Annotated in this window: 16 protein-coding genes; 14 read left to right on the top strand and 2 right to left on the bottom strand. The window is 61.6% G+C overall.

What is annotated here, in order from left to right:
• Positions 1 to 80: 80 nt before the first annotated feature.
• Positions 81 to 2654 carry a [protein-PII] uridylyltransferase gene (locus B0B13_RS06060; RefSeq protein WP_076797183.1) on the bottom strand — a complete coding sequence of 858 codons (2574 nt, stop codon included), beginning with the start codon at positions 2652 to 2654 and terminating at the stop codon, positions 81 to 83.
• A gap of 163 nt (positions 2655 to 2817) precedes the next feature.
• The gene (map, locus tag B0B13_RS06065) at positions 2818 to 3624 is read right to left on the bottom strand and encodes a type I methionyl aminopeptidase (RefSeq protein WP_076795029.1); all 807 of its coding nucleotides are present in this window, start codon (positions 3622 to 3624) and stop codon (positions 2818 to 2820) included.
• Positions 3625 to 4287: 663 nt separating this feature from the next.
• Here map and B0B13_RS06070 point away from each other — a divergent pair.
• The 14 genes from B0B13_RS06070 to lpxA all read left to right on the top strand — a co-directional run bounded on the left by B0B13_RS06070 (position 4288) and on the right by lpxA (position 18683).
• A complete protein-coding gene (locus B0B13_RS06070; protein ID WP_170872387.1) occupies positions 4288 to 5307 on the top strand; it encodes a hypothetical protein in 1020 nt (339 codons plus the stop codon).
• Positions 5308 to 5540: 233 nt separating this feature from the next.
• Complete coding sequence (gene rpsB / locus B0B13_RS06075; RefSeq protein ID WP_076784932.1) at positions 5541 to 6287, top strand: 30S ribosomal protein S2; 747 nt, start codon at positions 5541 to 5543, stop codon at positions 6285 to 6287.
• Between the two features lie 196 nt (positions 6288 to 6483).
• Positions 6484 to 7365: a translation elongation factor Ts gene (tsf, locus tag B0B13_RS06080; RefSeq protein ID WP_076784931.1), complete on the top strand. Its 882-nt coding sequence runs from the start codon at positions 6484 to 6486 to the stop codon at positions 7363 to 7365.
• 241 nt (positions 7366 to 7606) lie between these two features.
• Entirely contained in the window at positions 7607 to 8320 is a 714-nt protein-coding gene (pyrH, locus tag B0B13_RS06085) for a UMP kinase (RefSeq protein ID WP_076784930.1), read from the top strand.
• A gap of 83 nt (positions 8321 to 8403) precedes the next feature.
• Positions 8404 to 8964 (top strand): ribosome recycling factor, encoded by a 561-nt coding sequence (gene frr / locus B0B13_RS06090; RefSeq protein ID WP_076784929.1) that lies wholly within the window; start codon positions 8404 to 8406, stop codon positions 8962 to 8964.
• Between the two features lie 70 nt (positions 8965 to 9034).
• Positions 9035 to 9817 carry an undecaprenyl pyrophosphate synthase gene (gene uppS / locus B0B13_RS06095; protein WP_076784928.1) on the top strand — a complete coding sequence of 261 codons (783 nt, stop codon included), beginning with the start codon at positions 9035 to 9037 and terminating at the stop codon, positions 9815 to 9817.
• Positions 9811 to 10626: a phosphatidate cytidylyltransferase gene (locus tag B0B13_RS06100; RefSeq protein WP_076795034.1), complete on the top strand. Its 816-nt coding sequence runs from the start codon at positions 9811 to 9813 to the stop codon at positions 10624 to 10626. Before uppS ends, B0B13_RS06100 begins: the two co-directional genes overlap by 7 nt.
• Before the next feature lie 11 nt (positions 10627 to 10637).
• Positions 10638 to 11861 (top strand): 1-deoxy-D-xylulose-5-phosphate reductoisomerase, encoded by a 1224-nt coding sequence (locus B0B13_RS06105; RefSeq protein ID WP_076795037.1) that lies wholly within the window; start codon positions 10638 to 10640, stop codon positions 11859 to 11861.
• Between the two features lie 54 nt (positions 11862 to 11915).
• On the top strand, positions 11916 to 13280 hold the full coding sequence (gene rseP / locus B0B13_RS06110) for an RIP metalloprotease RseP (protein ID WP_076795039.1): 1365 nt from the start codon (positions 11916 to 11918) through the stop codon (positions 13278 to 13280).
• 66 nt (positions 13281 to 13346) lie between these two features.
• The gene (gene bamA, locus B0B13_RS06115) at positions 13347 to 15650 is read left to right on the top strand and encodes an outer membrane protein assembly factor BamA (RefSeq protein WP_076797184.1); all 2304 of its coding nucleotides are present in this window, start codon (positions 13347 to 13349) and stop codon (positions 15648 to 15650) included.
• A gap of 28 nt (positions 15651 to 15678) precedes the next feature.
• Complete coding sequence (locus tag B0B13_RS06120) at positions 15679 to 16206, top strand: OmpH/Skp family outer membrane protein (protein WP_170872388.1); 528 nt, start codon at positions 15679 to 15681, stop codon at positions 16204 to 16206.
• 17 nt (positions 16207 to 16223) lie between these two features.
• Positions 16224 to 17339: a UDP-3-O-(3-hydroxymyristoyl)glucosamine N-acyltransferase gene (gene lpxD / locus B0B13_RS06125; protein ID WP_076795042.1), complete on the top strand. Its 1116-nt coding sequence runs from the start codon at positions 16224 to 16226 to the stop codon at positions 17337 to 17339.
• A 47-nt stretch (positions 17340 to 17386) separates the two neighbouring features.
• Complete coding sequence (fabZ, locus tag B0B13_RS06130; RefSeq protein ID WP_076784922.1) at positions 17387 to 17851, top strand: 3-hydroxyacyl-ACP dehydratase FabZ; 465 nt, start codon at positions 17387 to 17389, stop codon at positions 17849 to 17851.
• 43 nt (positions 17852 to 17894) lie between these two features.
• Positions 17895 to 18683, top strand: a complete 789-nt coding sequence (lpxA, locus tag B0B13_RS06135) for an acyl-ACP--UDP-N-acetylglucosamine O-acyltransferase (RefSeq protein WP_076784921.1) — start codon at positions 17895 to 17897, stop codon at positions 18681 to 18683.
• The last annotated feature ends 7 nt before the right edge of the window (positions 18684 to 18690 follow it).

Here is an 18690-nt window from a genome sequence, read left to right on the forward strand (position 1 = left end):
CTTCGCGCCGGGTCGTACCGGCTGTCGCGATGGCGAGTCCGGTCGCGGATGTTTCGCGGTAAGTTTTACGCGCATAAGATTTAAACTGCGATCGCGCGCAGTAGTTCGGTTTCAAGTTGGATCTGCTTGCGGCTGTCAGCCAAGTCATTGCCATCAAGCAGGAAAACGTCCTCGACCCGCTCGCCGAGCGTGTTGATCCGGGCGGCCCGCACGCCGACGCGATGGTCGGCCAGCACGCGCGCGATCCCATACAGCAGCCCGAGTCGGTCGTTGGCAGAGATCGATAACAAATAGTACTGATCCCGTTCGTCGGCGCGAAGATCGACGCGCGGCGTGATCGGGAAAGTGCGCGACAGGCGTGACAGGCGGCCCTTGGCCGGCTCGGGCAACAGGTCGGGCGAGGTGAGCCGTGCTGCAAGTTGTTGCTCGACAAGGTTGGCGATGTCGCGGTAGTGCACGCCTTGGTCAGTGCTGACCACCAGGAAGTTGTCCAGCGCGTAGCCATGCCGCGTGGTGCTCACCCGCGCATCGAGCACGGACAGGCCGCTGCGCTCGAAATACGCGCAGATGCCGGCGAACAGGTCGGGCCGGTCATGCAAGTAGACGAGTACCTGTAATCCGTCGCCGATCGGCGATGGGCGCGCCCGCACAATCGGGTTAGCGCAGTGGACGTACTGGTAAAGCACGCGGGTCTGCCATGCAATGTCGGCCGCGTCATGGCGCAGAAAGTAGCCGACGTCGAGTTGGTCCCACAGCGCTTGGGGCGCGTCGTCCCGGACCGTTTGCAGCCGCAGCAGCGCGCGCGCTTCGTCCTTGCGCGTGCGCAGCTCGGCGTGCTGGTCCGGCTGGGCCCCCCCCAGCACGTTTAGCGTGATCCGGTACAAGTCTTCGAGCAGCTTGCCTTTCCATGCGTTCCAGACCTTCGGACTGGTGCCGCGGATGTCTGCCACGGTCAGCAAGTAGAGTGCGGTGAGCCGGCGTTCGTCACGCACGAGGGCGGCGAAACGGCCGATCACGGCCGGGTCAGACGTGTCCTGCTTTTGGGCGACCTGGCTCATTGTCAGGTGATGTTCGACGAGCCACACGACCAGCGCGGCATCCTGAGGGTTGACGCCGTGCTCGCGGCAAAAGCGTTGGGCGTCGGCCATGCCCAGCTTCGAATGATCGCCGCCGCGACCTTTCGCGATGTCATGGAACAGCGCGGCAATATACAGCACCCACGGTCGGTCGAAGTTGGCGAACAGCTGGCTACAGAACGGGTACTCGTGCGCATGCTCTGCGATCGCAAAGCGCCGGAGATTGCGCAGCACCATTAGGATATGCTGGTCGACCGTGTACACATGGTACAGATCATGCTGCATCTGGCCGACAATGCGGCGGAAATTGAGCAGGTAGCACCCCAGCACGCTCGTCTGGTTCATCAGCCGCAATGCGTGCGTGATACCTTCCGGCTGCTTTAGGATCTCCATGAACAAGCGGCGGTTTTGCGGGTCACGACGCCAGTTCCGGTCCATGATCTCCCGCGCGTTGTACAGCGCGCGCAGTGTCCGGGCAGACAGACCTTTGATGCCTCGCACCTGCTCGTACAGTAGGAATGCCTCCAAAATCGCGTTGGGCGCGCGCTGGAACACCTCATCGTCGACGATTTCCAGCATGCCCTGTTTCTCGACAAAGTGCTCGGACAACTGGCGTGTGACGCCACTGGTACGCGGGAAAAGCTGCGCCTCGATGTTCTGAATCAGGACCGTGGCCAGCTGCGTGACCGCCTTGGCGGCCCAGTAGTAGCGCCGCATCAATTGCTCGCTGGCGCGCTTCTCGCGCGTGCACCGGTAGCCGAATGCCTCGGCCAGCGCGGTCTGCAAGTCGAATACGAGAAGGTCCTGGCGTCGTCCGGCGAGCACATGTAGCCGGGCGCGCAGCATTTTCAGAAATTGCTCGTTGCGCCGCAGCTCGCGACTTTCGCGCACGGTGATTAGCCCGCGCGCCTCGAGCTCCTGCCAGCTGTTACCAAAGCCAGCGGCGCACGTAATCCATAGGATCAACTGCAAATCACGCAATCCCCCGGGACTTTCCTTGCAGTTCGGCTCGAGGCTGTAGGGTGAATCTTGGAATTTCGCGTGCCGCTGGCGCATCTCGAGTATCTTTGCGGTAAAGAACGCACGTGGATCGAGCGTGTCGTCAAAGCGCGCGAGGAACACCTGCTGCAGCGTGATGTTGCCAACGATCCGACGAGCTTCGAGCAGCGACGTCTGCACGCTGACGTCCTGACGCGCGTCGTCGATGCACTGCTCGACGGTGCGCACGCTGCTGCCTAGTTCAAGCCCCAGGTCCCACGCCAGTCCAATAAAGCGCTCGATACTGGCCCGCAAGTTTTCGTCGGGCTCGTCGTTGAGCAGTACCAGAATGTCGATGTCGGAATGCGGCGCGAGCTCGCCGCGCCCGTAGCCGCCCACAGCAAGCAGCGTCAATGCTGGCGGCATTGCGCACGCCTGCCACGCATCGACGAGCGTGCCATCGACCAGCCGCGCGAGCGAGCGCATTAGCGTGTCGACCTTGCCGGCATGCGCGAACCGTTTAAGCAATTGGGCCTTGGCTGCCTTAAATGCGGTTTTCAGCGACGAGGGGGGCACGGTGGCCATAGCGGCGGTGCTCATGGGCAAGCCTGTTTTATCGAATACGGGCACGGCGTGCGGGTGGCTCTGCGCGTGGCCGGCGTGCCAACGCCACATGAGCGTGCCAACGCCATATGATGACGTGAGGCAGGTGGCGTGTGACGGTGCATCGGTGCGGCAGCCGGTGCAGGTCGGCACGCTAAACTTACGCGGTGCCGGCAATCGTCGGCTTGGCTGGCGTGCCGGCCGACACGGTTAGCACTTCGTAGCCGGTTTGCGTTACTAGCACCGTGTGTTCCCATTGCGCGGACAAGCTACGATCGCGTGTCTTGACGGTCCACTTGTCCGGCATCGTGCGAATGTCGCGGCGCCCCGCGTTGATCATCGGCTCGACCGTAAAGATCATGCCCGGCTGGATTTGCACGCCCGTGCCGGGGCGACCGTAGTGCAGGATTTGCGGGTCCTCGTGGAACACAGTGCCGATGCCATGGCCGCAATATTCGCGCACGACACTGTAGCCGTGTGCTTCGGCGTGACGCTGGATCGCGTGCCCGATGTTGCCCAGATGCGCGCCGGGCTGCACCTGCTCGATGCCGAGCCACATGCATTCGTACGTGACCTGCACGAGCCGCTTGGCCAGGATCGATCCTTCGCCGACAATGAACATTCGGCTCGTGTCGCCAAAGTAACCGTCCTTGATCACCGTGATGTCGATGTTCAGCGTGTCGCCGTTCTTTAATTGCTTGTCGCCGGGGATACCGTGGCAAATCACATCGTTGACGGAGATGCAGGTTGCTTTCGGATACGGCGGATAGCCGGGCGGCTGGTAATTCAGCGGCGCGGGCACTGTGTGCTGTTCATCGACCATGTACTCGTGGCAGAGCCGGTCTAGCTCGCCGGTGGTGATGCCAGGTTTGATGAAAGGTGTGATGTAGTCCAGCACCTCGCTCGCAAGGCGGCAGGCGACGCGCATCTTTGCGATGTCGTGTTCGGTTTTAATCGTGACGGTCATAGAGGACACGCTGGGTAAAAGGCATAAAATTGTGTCACATTATCGCATCTTCGCTGTACGCAGACAGGTGCTTGCACGCACGGGGGAGCGTGGACATCGGCAAAGTGGGGCGGGATGTCGAGCCATGCTGCAGCGCTAAGACCGGCCAATGGATGGGCTAGCGTATGCGTGATGTCTTGGTGATGACTAGGGCGTGGGCCTACAGCGTCTTGATAGCCCCGCCCACGCCCGTCCTCGATGCATAACCGAATGAGCTTGCCAATGGATTACGATTCAAACTCCACGATTAACAGCGTTCAAACTGCTTTATATGCAACGGAAAGCCAGCAAGCCGGTCGTCCCGCCGCTGCCGCGCCGCCTCGTCCTCCTGGCCTGACGGTACCTGCGAGCGCAGGCGAGCGGCCAAGCTCGATGACAGGTGCAGCGGCTGGCTCGGCAAGCCGTCCGATGATGCATTGGGCGACGAACCGGACAAGCCGTCCGACGACGTACCACGACCTGCCGCTCGAAATCATTCAGCAGCTGGCTGACCACGTGCCTTTCGACAATATTGGCAACCTGTCGACTGTGGACAGACGGACATATCGCGCATTGCAAGAAAGACGGCTGAGTTGGCTTTGCTGTCGACGGGCTAATTCTGCTCGTGACATGGATCTGGCGTCAATGCAACAATTGTTTGCCGAAATCGAGCGTATTCACGCGGAGCCGACGTTGCGCGCTGAGCCGCTTGACGCACTGTGGCCGCGGTTATCGGATCTGCCCGAAGAGCAGCAGCTAGCGGCGTTCCAACGATTTTTCGAGGCCGCAGGCCGTGTGCCGCGGCAAGGCTTGCAAATACAAAAAGATATGGTCCAGTCCATACTTAACTTTTCTGATCGGCTGCAGCGTCCTTTATATGAATTTGCGTATGCAGACGCCGAACGACGCAGCCGTGAACAAGGAAGCACCTGGGCCGCTGTGGCATCGCTGCTCAGATGTCGGTCAATTAGTGGGTCGCGGTACGAAAATGAATATCAAGCTTTTCTGGGCCGGCTTCCCGCGTTGGACGCGGCTGGTCAGGCCGATCTGCTCGTGGAATTGACAAAGCTACTGCCTGGTCTCCGCCGCGAAGCACAGGCGGAGACGAAAACCATCGAGTATTACCGGATATTGCAGCAATGGGTGCAACGCTTACCCGCGTCACACCAAGGTGCAGTGATCGGCATGCTGGCCAACATGATATGGGTGTTGCCCGCTGAGCACAGAGTCATGCACTATGCCGATCTGCGGCAATTAACGCTATTGTTGCCGGATCATCAATTGGGCGAGGCACTACGCTACCTGCCGACTGCGCTGGCGGTATTGCCGATAGAACAACACGAGCATGAATTATTGCTACTCGAGCCTGCGATTCGACGCGCGTTGCCCGAGCATCGCATCTGGGTGGCGCTCGGGTTGCTTGAGAGTACGACGAAGCTGAATGAAGCGCTGTCAAGTCAGTTATGGCAGCGTGCACTGCGTCTGCTTGACGACGGTGATGAAACGGACGTGCTGCTTGTACTCGAGGAAATGGATGATCGGTTTATCCCGTTCTTGCCGGCGCAGCAATGGGAAAACGCAAAAAACGAGATCCGGGCATTCGTTGAACGCAATCCGCTCAGCGAGGACGCGCGCGCCGAGTTGCTGGAATATCTGGAGGAATGACATCGGTATGCGGAGCGGGCTACGGCAAAGCCCGCACATGAATTGATCCGAATGCGCTGATTACCGTGCTCGTGCAACTGGCGCGCTTGAGGGGCGTCGTGTACACGTGCTACAATATTGGGCTAGTCGGCTTGTAACCGATTAATCACGAACCGGTGCGTCCAAGGGTGTTCGTGCCATACAGGCGCGGATGCGGCAACCGGTTTCAGACTCAACCCTTCGTGGAGAATTTCATGGCAGTTACGATGCGTCAGATGCTGGAAGCGGGTGTGCACTTCGGTCACCAGACTCGCTTCTGGAACCCGAAGATGGCGCCATTCATCTTCGGTCACCGCAACAAGATTCACATCATCAACCTCGAAAAGACGCTGCCGATGTATAACGACGCGCTGAAGTACGCGCGTCAACTCGCAGCTAACCGGGGCACGATTCTATTCGTCGGCACGAAGCGTCAGTCGCGCGACACGATCGCAGAGGAAGCGACGCGCGCTGGCATGCCGTACGTAAACAACCGCTGGCTCGGCGGGATGCTGACGAATTTCAAGACGCTGAAAACGTCGATCAAGAAGCTCAAAGACATGGAAGCGGCGATCGAATCCGGCGAAGTCGAGAAGATGAGCAAGAAGGAAGCGCTGATGTTCGAGCGCGAGATGGCAAAGCTGCAAAAATCGATTGGCGGCGTGAAGGACATGGGGGGCATCCCGGACGCGATCTTCGTGATTGACGTCGGCTACCACAAGATCGCCGTCACTGAAGCAAAGAAGCTCGGTGTGCCGATCATTGCGGTCGTCGACACGAATCACTCGCCAGAGGGCGTCGACTACGTGATTCCGGGCAACGACGATGCGAGCAAAGCCGTTGCACTGTATGCGCAAGGTGTCGCGGACGCGATTCTCGAAGGTCGCGCAAACGCGTTGAACGACGTCGTGCAGGCAGCCCGCGGCGACGATGAGTTCGTCGAGGTCAACGAGCAGGCGTAACCCTGCGCCAGCGTCCGGCCAGACAATGGGGCTTCACTGAGCCCCTTTTTTTTAGCTGGCGCGGCTCCCAGCCCAGGTGCCGTCGCGGCGCGCGGCGTGCGTGGGCGACTAGCGGGACAACAGATTGTGGCCGCGCGCGGTGTCCGCGCGGCGTGTGGACAACCGGAATAGTCCGACAGATTGACAGGAGCGAACAATGGCGGCAATTACCGCAAGCATGGTGGCAGAACTGCGCGCGAAGACCGATGCGCCGATGATGGAATGCAAGAAGGCGTTGACCGAGGCCGATGGCGACATGGCCCGCGCCGAGGAGCTGCTGCGTGTGAAGCTCGGCAACAAGGCGAGCAAGGCGGCAGCGCGCGTGACCGCGGAAGGCGTGATCGTGTCATTCATCGGCGGCGGCGCCGGCGCGTTGGTCGAATTGAACTGCGAAACGGACTTCGTCGCAAAGAACGAGGATTTTATCGCTTTCTCAAAAAAGGTCGCGGAACTGGTTGCCACGCAGAATCCGGCCGACGTCGCCGCGCTGTCCACGCTGTCGCTGGACGGCTCGACGGTAGATGCAGTGCGGGCTGCGCTGGTCGGCAAAATCGGTGAGAACATGACGATTCGCCGCTTTTCGCGCTTTGAAACCACGCGCAAGCTGGCGTCGTACCTGCACGGCACGCGCATCGGTGTGCTGGTCGAATACGACGGCGCCGATGAGCAGGTCGGCAAGGACGTTGCAATGCACATCGCCGCGATGAAGCCGGTGTCGCTGTCGTCGGCCGATGTGCCGGCTGAGCTGATCGCCCAAGAGCGCAGCATCGCTGAGCAGAAGGCGGCCGAGTCGGGCAAGCCGGCCGAGATCGTCGCGAAGATGGTCGAAGGCAGCGTGCAAAAGTACCTGAAGGAGGTGTCGCTGCTGAACCAGCCGTTCGTGAAGAACGATAAGCAGACCGTCGAGCAGATGCTCAAGGCTGCGAATACGACGGTGCAACGCTTTGTGCTGTTCGTCGTCGGCGAGGGCATCGAGAAGCGCCAGGACGATTTCGCGGCCGAAGTGGCTGCGCAGGTCGCTGCAGCGCAGAAGCAGTAGGCCGTTGCGGCAGCGGCAGCGCCCATCCAGGCGTGGCGCCGCTCTCGCAGCGAGGCCGTGTTGCCGGGGCCCCGCCCACGTGGACGTCCTCCGGCTGGCTAGACGATCCGCTGCCGCGCCGGCACGTCGCATGCGTCTGGGTGAGCGTCGGGCAGCGCGATGCGTTTTTGCAGTGCTTGATCCGCAACGCATTTCCCCCCTACAGTTCTGAAGTCCTTTTCGGCGCGAACGGATATCTTCCATGTCAACTGTCTATAAACGCCTGTTGCTCAAACTCTCCGGCGAAGCCCTGATGGGCGACGATGCATTCGGCATCAATCGCACGATGATCGAGCGAATCGTCGCGGATATCGTCGACGTGGTGAACCTGGGCGCGCAGCTTGCCATCGTGATTGGCGGCGGCAATATCTTTCGTGGCGTAGCGGGCGGCGCGGCGGGCATGGATCGCGCGACGGCGGACTACATGGGGATGCTCGCGACGATGATGAATGCCTTGGCGCTGCAGGATGCGATGCGCCATGCAGGCATCGAGGCGCGCGTGCAGTCTGCGTTGCGGATGGACCAAGTGGTCGAGCCCTATATTCGGCCGCGCGCAATCCGGCAGCTAGAGGAAGGGCGCGTCGTCATTTTCGCGGCCGGCACCGGCAATCCGTTTTTCACCACGGACACCGCCGCTGCGCTGCGCGGCTCGGAGATCGGCGCGGAAGTCGTGCTCAAAGCCACCAAGGTCGATGGCGTCTACTCCGCCGACCCGAAGAAGGACCCGACGGCCACGCGTTATGCGACGATCAGCTTCGATGAGGCGATCAGCCGCAATCTGCAGGTCATGGATGCGACGGCGTTCGCGTTGTGCCGCGACCAGAAGTTGCCGATCCGGGTATTCTCGATTAATAAGCCCGGCGCCCTAAAGCGCATCGTGCAAGGCGATGACGAGGGTACGCTGGTACACGTGTAAACTCGCAGGATGGGACGAATGCCTGGCGTGGCCCATTCTCACGCGGCCGGCCGGCATCCGACTACATCGTTTCGGAGGTTTGAATGACTGTCGCAGACATCAAGAAGGGCGCGGAGCAGAAGATGCAGCGCTCGTTGGAAGCGTTTAAGAGCGATCTGGCGAAGATCCGCACGGGGCGCGCCCATACAGGCTTGCTCGACCATATCCAGGTCGACTACTACGGCTCAAACGTACCGATCTCGCAGGTCGCGAACCTGACGCTGGTCGACGCTCGCACGATTGGCGTGCAGCCGTGGGAAAAGAAGATGGTCGCGGTCGTTGAGAAAGCGATTCGTGAGTCGGATCTCGGTCTGAACCCAGCGACGCAAGGTGACTTGATCCGCGTGCCGATGCCAGCGCTGACCGAAGAGCGTCGCCGCGAGTTGAGCAAGGTCGTGAAGTCGGAAGGCGAAAGCGCGAAGGTGGCAGTGCGCAACCTGCGCCGCGACGCGAACGAGCAGTTGAAAAAGTTGCTGAAGGACAAGGACATCTCTGAGGATGATGAACGCCGGGCACAAGACGAAGTTCAGAAGCTGACCGACAAGTTCGTCTCCGAGATCGAGAAGTTGGTTCAGACTAAGGAAACGGAAATCATGACGGTGTGACGCAACGGCGGCGCCTTGGGCGCCGCCGCTTGCTTTGCATCGTCGCTGGCCGAGGCGGAACGACGAGACAATGACCTATACCAGTTCCACTGTGTGCACCCCGACCGTCACGGACGTGCCGCGGCACATCGCGATCATCATGGATGGCAATGGCCGCTGGGCGCAGCGCAGGCGGCTGCCGCGTGTTGCGGGTCATACGAAGGGGCTCGATGCGGTGCGCACAATCGTCGAGGCGTGCGTGGCGCGTGGCGTCGAATTCCTGACGCTGTTTGCGTTCAGTTCCGAGAACTGGCGGCGGCCGGTTGACGAGGTCTCGTTCTTGATGCGGCTGTTCATCAGCGCGCTCGAGCGTGAAATCGCGCGCCTACATACGAATGGCATCCGGCTGCGCGTGGTCGGCGACTTGTCGATGTTCGAGCCCCGGATCCAGGAGCTTGTGCGCCGCGCGCAAGCTAAGACGGCAGCCAATACCAGATTGACGCTGACCATCGCGGCGAATTATGGCGGCCGTTGGGATATTTTGCAGGCCACGCGCAAGATTGCGCAGCAATGCGTGGATGCCGGCGCGATGCAGAATGTGGATGAGGCGAGCTTCGCGCAACACTTGGCGATGGCGTATGCGCCGGAGCCGGACTTGTTCATTCGCACTGGCGGGGAGCAGCGCGTCAGCAATTTTCTGCTGTGGCAGCTGGCTTATACCGAATTTTATTTCACCGACGTGTTCTGGCCGGACTTTAATGATGCGCAATTGAGTAAGGCGATCGCTTCGTACCGCGAGCGCGAACGGCGCTTCGGGCGCACCAGCGCGCAACTCATCCGGCAGTCGCAAAACGTCGATTCGCTTTCATGCTAAGAACCCGTGTCGTTACGGCGATTGCCCTGCTGGCCGTTTTACTGCCAGTTACGCTGTTTGCCCCGTTGGGTGGTTTTGGTGCGCTGATCGGCTTTGTGCTGGTGTTTGCCGCGTGGGAATGGGCCAAGTTATTGAAGCTGCCGGGCGTCTGGCCGTTCGTCTATGCGGCGCTAGCCGGCGTGGTGCTGGTCGCCTACGTGTTCGCGGGCGCGCCGCGCGGTGACGCGGTATCGCGGGCGGCCGTGGTGTTCTGGATTGCCGCGGCGCCATTCGCGCTGCTGCGCAAGCCGACGTTGGCCGTTGGCGCGTGGCGTGGTTTCCTGCTGGTGGCCGGCCTGGTGTTGTTCGTCGCGTGCTGGCATGCGTTGGTGGCTGCGCGCGCGACTGGCGTCATATTCGTACTATCACTGTTGTTGATCGTCTGGCTTGCCGATATCGGCGCATACTTTGCGGGCAGGCGCTTTGGCCGGCACAAGCTGGCGCCGGCGATCAGTCCGGGTAAGACGTGGGAAGGGGTGATCGGCGGATGGCTATCGGTCGTCGTGGTCGCGGCGCTTGCGCTTGCCGCGCATCCGGGCGTGCTGAGCGTGGCCGGCGCGCTGGTCGAGCGTCTCGGCGTTGTGGTCGCGGTGTTCGCGCTGAGCGTGCTGGTCGCCTTCAGCGTCGTCGGCGACCTGTTCGAGTCGCTGTTGAAGCGCCAGGCCGGCGTGAAGGATTCGAGTCAGTTGCTGCCCGGCCATGGCGGTGTGCTGGACCGGATTGACGCGCTGCTGCCCGTGCTGCCGCTGGCGATGCTGCTTTTGAGCTGAAATCATTGATGATGCAACATTGTGTGACCCTGCTGGGCTCGACGGGCTCGATCGGTGATAGCACGCTGGACGTGATCGCCCGGCATCCGGATCGATTTTCGATCCACGCGTTGACCGCGTACCGCAACTGGGAAAAACTCGCTGAGCAATGCTTGCGCTTCGCGCCACACGTCGCGGTGGTCGGCGATGCGCAAACAGCCACGCAGTTGCAGGCGAGGCTGCGCGAGGCGGGCTGTGCGACGCGCGTGGACTACGGCCGCGACGCGCTGGCCGCCGCCGCGTCGGACGCCGCTTGCAATACGGTGGTTGCTGCCATTGTCGGTGCGGCTGGACTGGAGCCGACGCTGGCGGCGGCGCGTGCCGGCAAGCGGATCTTGCTCGCGAACAAGGAGGCGCTGGTGATGTCCGGCGCATTGTTCATGGATGCGGTCTATGCCAGTGGCGCCGCGCTGCTGCCCGTTGACAGTGAGCATAATGCAGTTTTCCAGTGCTTTCCGCGCGAGCCTAGTTTGCACGGCGCCGTGACCCGCATCCAGCTCACCGCGTCCGGCGGTCCATTCCGGCTGCGAGAACCGGCTACGCTGGTCGACGTAACGCCGGAGCAGGCGTGCAAGCATCCGAACTGGGTCATGGGGCGCAAGATCTCGGTCGATTCAGCCACGATGATGAACAAGGGCCTCGAGGTGATTGAGGCGCGCTGGCTGTTCGATCTGCGGCCCGAGCAGATTGACGTGTTGATCCATCCGCAAAGCGTGATCCATTCGCTGGTGTCATATGCGGACGGCTCGACACTCGCGCAACTGGGCAATCCCGATATGCGCACGCCGATCGCTCATGCGCTGGCGTTTCCGACGCGAATCGTGTCAGGCGTTGAGCAGCTTGATCTGGCGCAGGTGGCGACGCTGACATTCGAGCCGCCTGACTATAAGCGCTTTCCGTGTCTGGCGCTCGCGATGCAGGCATTGCGCGACGGCGGCTCGGCGAGCACGGTATTGAACGCGGCGAACGAGGTCGCGGTCGAAGCGTTTCTTGCGCGACACATCGGATTTACCGCGATCGCGGCAGTCGTTGGCGACGTGCTCGAACAAGTCCAGGCCGATGTCGCCACGACGCTGGACGCAGTGCTTGACGTCGATGCGCAGGCGCGCCGTGCGGCGCAAAAGGCGCTGGCTCGCTACCGTACGCATGGCCAGGCTGGCGTGCGCGGCGTTGCGGTGGCCAGCCAGCTTGGCTGACACGCGCGTTCATTCGGTAGGCCGTGACGTGTGGCATATTGCAGCGAGGATCGCATGAGTTTGCTGATTCAACTGGTTTCGTTCATGGTGGCGATCGGCATTCTGGTCGTCGTACATGAATTTGGCCATTACCTGATCGCGCGCGCCGCCGGCGTCAAAGTGTTGCGCTTTTCCGTCGGCTTCGGCCGGCCGCTGCTGCGCCGGACCAGCCCGGTCACCGGCACCGAGTGGACGCTTTGTGCGCTGCCGCTCGGTGGCTATGTGAAGATGCTCGACGAGCGCGATACCGATACGCCCATCGCTGCGCAGGGTCTGCCACACGCATTCAACCGCAAGCCCGTCGGCTGGCGCTTTGCCATCGTCGCCGGCGGACCGCTCGCCAATTTCCTGCTGGCTATCGTACTGCTGGCGGGCGTCTACGCGGGTGGCGTCGATGAGCCGGTGGCCATGCTGGCGGCACCCACTGCCGGTTCGGTCGCGCAACGCGCCGGCTTCGTTGGCGGCGAGACTGTGGTGGCGGTGCGGGCGCCGGACGGGACCACCGAGCCGGTGCGCTCCTGGAGCGATTTACGCTGGAAGCTGCTCGATGCGCAGTTCGACCAGCGCAACATCGTGCTATTGGCTAAGGTGGGTAACGATACGCTCGATTACTCAGTCGATTTATCGCGGGCAGCGCGCCCGGAGCAGGACGAGGATGTTATCGAGCGCCTAGGCTTCGAGCCGGGCGGTAAATTGCGGGTGGCTAGTGTGGAGCCGGGCAGTGCGGCGCAGCGCGCGGGGCTGGCTACGGGCGATGTGGTCGTCGCGCTCGACGGTAAAGCTGTGCAGGGCGCCCATGCGTTCATTGCGACGATCCAGGCCCACGCGCTCAAGCATTTGACGATCACGGTCGAGCGCGACGGCGCGCGCCGCGACATCGACATTGTGCCCGACGAACGGCTCGATGCGGCGGGCGGCAATACGGTCGGCCGCATCGGTGCGGCGATGGCCACGCAGGTGCAGACCGTGGACGTGGAATACGGCTTAACGGAAAGCCTGCAGCTGGGGGCACGGCGCACGTGGGATATCTCGACCTATTCAGTGCGCATGTTCTGGCGAATGCTTAGTGGCCAAGCTTCGCTGAAGAACTTATCCGGACCGGTCACGATCGCTGATTACGCGAGCAAGAGCGCGCAACTGGGCGCGGCCTCGTTTGCGTCGTTTCTGGCACTGGTCAGCATCAGCCTCGGCGTGCTGAATCTGTTGCCAATTCCGGTATTGGACGGGGGGCATCTGTTATATTATTCGGTTGAAGCCGTGACGGGCAAGGCTGTTTCGGAGCGCTGGCAACTCATTTTACAAAGGGCAGGTCTCGTGTGCATCGTTGCATTGTCTGCGATCGCGCTGTTTAACGATTTGTCACGTCTGATTCATTTCTAAGTCGATGCCATGTACGCGCGGGTGGCGCGGTATGCATTGCAACAGCAAAAACATTGGGGAAGCAAGTTGTTCAAACATCACCGCTTTGTTCCTAAGACGGTTGCAGCTGCGTTGTTCGCGGCATACGGGATAGTTGCGCATGCTACGGTGCCGTTTGTCGTCAAGGACATCCGCCTCGAAGGACTGCAGCGGGTAGAGCCGGGCACCGTGTTTGCCTACTTGCCGGTCAAGCAAGGCGATACGTTCACCGACGACAAGGGTTCGGAAGCCATCCGTGCATTGTATGCGACCGGCTTCTTCAGTGACGTCAAGGTTTTGGCGCAAAACGACGTCGTGGTGGTCAACGTGCAGGAGCGTCCGGCCATCGGCTCGGTCGACTTCGCCGGCATCCACGAGTTTGACAAGGAAAACCTGACTAAGGCGCTGCGCGCGGTCGGCCTGTCCAATGGGCGCTACTACGACAAGGCGCTGGTTGACAAAGCCGAGCAGGAACTGAAACGGCAATACCTGACGCGCGGCTACTACGCAGCGGAGGTGAAGACGACGGTCACGCCGATCGACCGCAATCGTGTGTCGATCCTGCTCTCGGTTGTCGAGGGGCCAAGCGCGAAGATCCGCCAGATCAATTTCATCGGCAACAAGGCGTTCTCGACCAGCACATTGCGTGACGAGATGCAGTTGTCCACACCGAACTGGTTTTCGTGGTACACGAAGGCCAACTTGTATTCGAAAGAAAAGTTGACCGGTGACCTGGAGAACATCCGCTCGTACTACCTGAACCGCGGTTATCTCGAGTTCAATATCGACTCGACGCAGGTATCGATCTCGCCGGACAAAAAAGATATGTATCTGACGGTCACGCTGCATGAGGGCGAGCCGTACAAGGTATCGAGCATCAAGCTCGCTGGCAACTTGCTCGACAAGGAGGCCGAACTCGCGAAGCTTGTGCAGTTGAAGCCGGGCGAGCGATTCTCCGCAGAAAAGCTGCAGGCGTCCACCAAGGCAATCGTCGACAAGCTCGGTGAGTATGGCTACGCGTTCGCCAGTGTGAACGCGCAGCCCGACATCGATCAGGAGCACCATACCGTCAACCTGATTCTGCAGGTCGATCCGAGCCGGCGCGTTTACGTGCGCCGCGTGAACATCACGGGCAACAATAAGACGCGCGACGAAGTGATCCGCCGCGAGATGCGGCAATTCGAGAGTTCGTGGTTCGATAGCCACCGACTTGCGCTGTCGAAGGATCGGGTCAACCGGCTGGGCTACTTCACTGATGTGGACGTGACGACGGCGCCGGTGGAGGGCACGAACGACCAGGTCGATGTCGACGTGAAGGTGACCGAGAAGCCAACCGGCGCGATCACGCTTGGCGCAGGCTTCTCGTCAACCGACAAGGTCGTGCTATCGGCCGGCGTGTCGCAGGACAACGTGTTCGGCTCCGGCACGAGCCTGTCGGTGAACGTCAACACCGCTCGTACGTACCGCACGCTGGCCGTCACGCAGGTCGATCCGTACTTCACGATCGACGGCATCAAGCGGATCACCGACGTCTACTATCGCACGTACCAGCCGCTGTATTACTCGACCAATTCGAGCTTCCGGATCATCACCGCGGGCGGCGACCTGAAGTTCGGCATTCCGTTCTCGGAAGCCGACACCGTGTATTTCGGTGCCGGTGTCGAGCAGAACCGTCTAGACATCGACTCGGCGACGCCGCGGAGCTACATCGATTACGTGAACCAGTTCGGTCGCGTGTCGAACAACGTGCCCGTCACCATCGGTTGGTCGCGCGACGCGCGCGACAGCGCGCTGGTGCCCAGCCGCGGCTACTACACACAGGCGAACGCCGAATACGGCACGCCGATTGGCAAGGCGCAGTACTATAAGGCCGATCTGCAGGCGCAATACTATTATTCGTTTGCCCGCGGCTTCGTGCTGGGCCTGAACCTGCAAGGCGGCTATGGCAACGGGCTCGGCGGCAAGCCGTACCCGATCTTCAAGAACTACTTCGCCGGCGGTATCGGGTCAGTACGTGGCTACGAGCCGAGTTCGCTGGGTCCGCGCGACAAGGCGACAAACGATCCGATTGGCGGCTCGAAAATGATCGTGGGCAACGTCGAGTTGACGTTCCCGCTGCCCGGGACGGGCTATGATCGAACCTTGCGCGTGTTCACGTTCCTCGACGGCGGTAACGTATGGGGGACCGAAGGCAACAGTATCGGCGCGAACGGCTTGCGCTATGGCTACGGCTTGGGCTTGGCGTGGATCTCGCCGATTGGTCCATTGAAGCTGAGCTTGGGCTTCCCGCTGGCTAAGCATGACGGCGATCAATACCAGAAATTCCAGTTCCAGATCGGTACTGCATTCTGACAAACATCCATCGGCTTAAGAGGTGACTTTGCTGACCAGACGATTTTCCCGCTATATCGCAATGGGCGTGCTTGCGATGTCCGCCGGTGGCGCCGCAGTGGCCGCCTACGCGCAAGAGGCACGCATCGCGGCGGTCGATTCGGACCGCATCCTGCGCGAGTCGGCGCCGGCCAAGTCCGCGCAGTCTAAGCTTGAGCAGGAGTTCTCCAAGCGAGACCGCGGCCTGCAGGAGATGGCGCAAAAGCTCAAGGCGATGTCCGACAACCTGGATAAGAATGGTGCGTCGATGTCCCCGTCCGAGCGGCAGCAGCGGCAACGCGACCTCGCCCAGCTCGATACGGACTTCCAACGCAAGCAGCGCGAGTTTCGCGAGGACCTGAACCAGCGTCGCAACGAGGAGCTGGCTGGCGTGCTGGACCGGGCCAACAAGGCGATCCGGCAGATCGCCGAGCAGCAGCGCTATGATCTGGTAGTGCAGGAGGCGGTCTACGTGAGTCCGCGCATCAACATCACAGACCAGGTGCTGAAGGCGCTCGCCAACGGCACGTCGAATTGACCGGGGTATCGTCGCGCATGTCGATGACGCTAACCCAGTTGACGCAACGCTACGGCGGCACAGTCGTGGGCGACGCGGGCCGCACGATCGCGGGTCTCGCGCCGCTGGACAGCGCGGGCCCCGGTCAGCTTGCTTTCGTTGCCAATCCGAAGTATTTGTCGCAGGCCGGCTCGACGCGTGCGGCGGCGGTATTGATCAGCCAGCCGGATCTGGACAAGCTGCAAGCCGAGCATGACGTGACCGGCGCCGCGCCTGGGCCGGCCTTCGTCGTGACACCGAACCCATACGCTTATTTTGCGCGCGTTGCACAACAGTTTGCAGCGGCGGCGCTGCCGGCCGCGCCGGCCGGCATCCATCCCGGCGCGGTGGTGGACCCCGCTGCGAAGGTGGCGGCCAGCGCGACAATCGGCCCCCATGTGACGATCGAGGCAGGCGCGGTAATCGGCGAGCGCGTGCGCATCGACGCGCATGCTTTTGTTGGCCATGGTGCAGTGATCGGTGACGATTCGCGGCTGTACCCAAACGTGACCGTGTACCATGACTGTCAGCTCGGCGAGCGCGTGATCGTGCATTCAGGTGCAGTGATCGGCGCGGACGGCTTCGGCTTTGCGCCGGACTTCGTCAGCGACAGCGAAGGTGACGAGCAGACCGGCGAATGGGTGAAGATACCGCAGGTCGGCGCGGTGACGGTCGGCCCGGACGTGGAGATCGGCGCGAACACGACCATTGATCGTGGCGCGATGGCCGATACGGTCATCGAACAGGGCGTGAAAATTGACAACTTGGTGCAGATCGGGCACAACTGCCGGATCGGCGCCTACACGGTAATCGCCGGTTGCGCGGGTATCGCTGGCAGCACGACGATCGGTCAGCACTGCATGATCGGCGGCGCGGTCGGCATTGCCGGCCACGTCACGCTCGCCGATCGTGTGATCGTGACCGCGAAATCCGGGGTGTCCAAATCGCTACTCAAGCCGGGCATCTATACGAGCGCGTTTCCCGCCGTGCCCCACGGCGATTGGAACAGGAGCGCGGCGCTGCTGCGCAACATCGACAAGCTGCGCGAGCGGATCAAGACGCTCGAAGCCGCGCTTGACGCGGGCCATGCGCCGCGCGGCGACGCCGGCGAGTAGCTGTAATACACTGCACGCAATGCGCGACTTAGTCGCGCCGAAACACCATGAGCACTGAAGCAATAAACCTGGACATCCACAAGATTCTCACGCTGCTGCCGCATCGCTATCCGATCCTGCTCGTTGACCGTGTGCTGGAACTCGAACCGCACAAGCGCATTAAGGCACTGAAGAACGTGACGGTCAACGAACCGTATTTCACCGGTCATTTTCCGACGCGGCCGGTGATGCCCGGCGTGCTGATCCTCGAGGCGCTGGCGCAGGCAGCGGCGCTGCTCACGTTTGCCGAGGAGCCGCACGATTCGGACAATACGCTGTATTACTTTGTCGGCATCGATGGCGCGCGCTTCAAGCGTGTCGTGGAGCCAGGCGACCAGCTGATACTGAACGTGTCGTTCGAACGGTACATGCGGGGTATCTGGAAATTCAAGGCGCGCGCCGAGGTCGAAGGGACGTTGGCGGCCGAGGCTGATCTGATGTGCACGGTCAAGCAGACGGAATCCGCCGCCTGAGTGCTGGCGTTCTCGTAACGCAAAACGAAGCAAGGGCGAAGGTATGACTTGTATCCATCCCACCGCGATCATCGAAGCGGGTGCGAGCCTGGACGACGCCGTCCAGATCGGCCCGTACGCGGTTATCGGCGCGCACGTGCGCATCGGTGCGCGCACGATGGTCGGCTCACACACGGTCATCGAAGGCCATACGACAATTGGCGAAGACAACCGGATCGGCCATTTTGCGGCGCTCGGCGGTGCGCCGCAGGACATGAAGTACGCCGGCGAGCCGACGCGGCTCGAGATAGGCGATCGCAACACGATTCGCGAATTCACGACGATTCACACCGGTACCGCGCAGGACAACGGCGTCACCCGTATCGGCGACGATAACTGGATCATGGCGTACGTGCATATTGCTCACGACTGTCGGGTGGGCAACCATACGGTATTTTCGAGCAATGCGCAAATTGCCGGGCACGTCGACGTCGGTGATTGGGCGATCCTTGGCGGCATGTCCGGTGTGCATCAGTTCGTGCGCATCGGCGAACACGCGTTTCTCGGTGGTGCATCGGCGTTAGTGCAAGACTTGCCGCCCTATGTAATTGCGGCGGGTGAAAAGGCCCAGCCGCACGGCATCAACATCGAGGGGCTGCGCCGTCGCGGCTTCACCGCCGATGCGATTTCTGCGTTGCGGGCCGCGTACCGCACCCTTTATAAAAACGGCTTATCGTTAGACGAGGCGAAAGTGCAGTTGCGTGAGTTGGCGGGGCAGGGCGGCGACGGCGATGAGCCGGTCACGACGTTCCTGCGCTTTATCGAGACCGCCAAGCGCGGCATCATTCGCTGATGCATCG

The organism is Burkholderia sp. b14 (assembly GCF_900156195.1).
Classification (GTDB): domain Bacteria; phylum Pseudomonadota; class Gammaproteobacteria; order Burkholderiales; family Burkholderiaceae; genus Mycetohabitans.

Bases quoted from the DNA above. Each gene is read 5' to 3' on its own strand.
- B0B13_RS06070 (WP_170872387.1), top strand. From the start codon at position 4,288: ATGCAACAATTGTTTGCCGAAATCGAGCGTATTCACGCGGAGCCGACG.
- rseP (WP_076795039.1), top strand. From the start codon at position 11,916: ATGAGTTTGCTGATTCAACTGGTTTCGTTCATGGTGGCGATCGGCATT.
- fabZ (WP_076784922.1), top strand. From the start codon at position 17,387: ATGAGCACTGAAGCAATAAACCTGGACATCCACAAGATTCTCACGCTG.
- tsf (WP_076784931.1), top strand. From the start codon at position 6,484: ATGGCGGCAATTACCGCAAGCATGGTGGCAGAACTGCGCGCGAAGACC.
- frr (WP_076784929.1), top strand. From the start codon at position 8,404: ATGACTGTCGCAGACATCAAGAAGGGCGCGGAGCAGAAGATGCAGCGC.
- uppS (WP_076784928.1), top strand. From the start codon at position 9,035: ATGACCTATACCAGTTCCACTGTGTGCACCCCGACCGTCACGGACGTG.
- B0B13_RS06100 (WP_076795034.1), top strand. From the start codon at position 9,811: ATGCTAAGAACCCGTGTCGTTACGGCGATTGCCCTGCTGGCCGTTTTA.
- B0B13_RS06060 (WP_076797183.1), bottom strand. From the start codon at position 2,654: ATGAGCACCGCCGCTATGGCCACCGTGCCCCCCTCGTCGCTGAAAACC.
- B0B13_RS06105 (WP_076795037.1), top strand. From the start codon at position 10,638: ATGCAACATTGTGTGACCCTGCTGGGCTCGACGGGCTCGATCGGTGAT.
- map (WP_076795029.1), bottom strand. From the start codon at position 3,624: ATGACCGTCACGATTAAAACCGAACACGACATCGCAAAGATGCGCGTC.
- rpsB (WP_076784932.1), top strand. From the start codon at position 5,541: ATGGCAGTTACGATGCGTCAGATGCTGGAAGCGGGTGTGCACTTCGGT.
- lpxD (WP_076795042.1), top strand. From the start codon at position 16,224: ATGTCGATGACGCTAACCCAGTTGACGCAACGCTACGGCGGCACAGTC.
- pyrH (WP_076784930.1), top strand. From the start codon at position 7,607: ATGTCAACTGTCTATAAACGCCTGTTGCTCAAACTCTCCGGCGAAGCC.
- lpxA (WP_076784921.1), top strand. From the start codon at position 17,895: ATGACTTGTATCCATCCCACCGCGATCATCGAAGCGGGTGCGAGCCTG.